General features: G+C 77.6%; 1 protein-coding gene. It reads right to left on the reverse strand.

Features of this window, described 5'->3' with window-relative positions:
* Positions 1–1,256: tetratricopeptide repeat protein (locus ND748_RS32290; RefSeq protein WP_251750058.1), on the reverse strand; the 1,256-nt coding region annotated here is incomplete at both ends.

Here is a 1,256-nt window from a genome sequence, read left to right on the forward strand (position 1 = left end):
GGGTGGCGCCGAGCAGCACGGCGGCCTCGGTGTAGCAGCGCAGCGCCTGTGCCCCGCTGCGCAGCGTGTGCCCGCGGGCGAGCAGCGCATGGCCGTCCTGCTCGGGCAGGCCGACCCGGGCCGCCGCCTCGCTCGCCCGGGTCGACCACGGCTGCGGGTCCTGTCCGGTGATCATCGCGGCGGCGGCCAGCACCTCGTACATGCGGGCGGCCAGCACCGGCGTCGGCTCGTTGACCCGCCAGGTCTGTCGGTCTGCCTTGAACAACGCCCCCGCACCCGCGCCGTCGCCGACCGCGAGTGCCGCCTCGGCGAACAGCAGGAGGGTCAGCGGCATGCGCGGCACCTCGGCGGCCACCCCGTCCGGCAGATCGCGGCCGAACTCGGGCGGTCGGCCCAGCCCGGCCCAGGCCGCGGTGGACACGGCCCGCGCCAGCGTCGCCTGGTCGGAGCGGCCGGCCCGCTGGGCGAGGAGGCTGGCCTCCCGGGCGATCTCGATCGCCTCGCCCAGGCGCCCGGACTGGAGGTGGACGTAGGCGAGGCTGTCGAGCAGCGCGGGCAGCAGATGGGTCTCGCCGTGCTCCCGGGCGGCCCGCAGCGCGCGGTTGATCCGCAGCTGCGCGGCGTCGTAGCGGCCGAGCATGGCCTCCGTCCAACCCAGGCAGAGCAGGTAGTAGCACTCCGGCCCCGAGCCATCCGACCCGGCCGCGGCCAGGTCGTCGAGCGCGGCCGCGGCCGTGTCCACCGCCGTGTCCTCGGCGGGGGCGCGGTCGGTGGCGAGGGTGGCGCACAGCGCGCGCAGCGTGAGCAGACCGGCCCGGGTGAGGCGGTCGGCGTGCGGCGCCAGCTCGATCAGCGCGTCGACGTCGGGTCTGCGCGGCACGCCGCCGGAGAGCACCCAGGCGAGCTGCAGGTGCAGGTGCAGGCGGCTGTGCTGGGTGAGGTCGCGGCTGCGGGCGAGTTCCGCGGACAGCAGCCCGGCGGCGTGCTCGTGGTGGCCGATCGAGGCGGAGACCATCGCCAGATGCGCCGCCGTGGCGGCGCGGCCGCCCGGGCCGTGCGCACCCGGGGTGTTGAGGATCTCCTGACCGAGCGCGCGCAGGCGGGAGCCGTCATGCGTGGCGGCGAGCTCGCCGATCACGGGCCGCCAGACCGCGGGACCGACCGGCGCGACGCCGTCGCAACCAGGGCCGCCGCCGTCGGTGCCGCCGCCGTCGGTGCCGCCGCCGTCGGTGCCGTCGTCGGTGCCGGTGCCGGGG

Source organism: Frankia sp. AiPs1, from assembly GCF_023716945.1.
GTDB lineage: Bacteria > Actinomycetota > Actinomycetes > Frankiales > Frankiaceae > Frankia.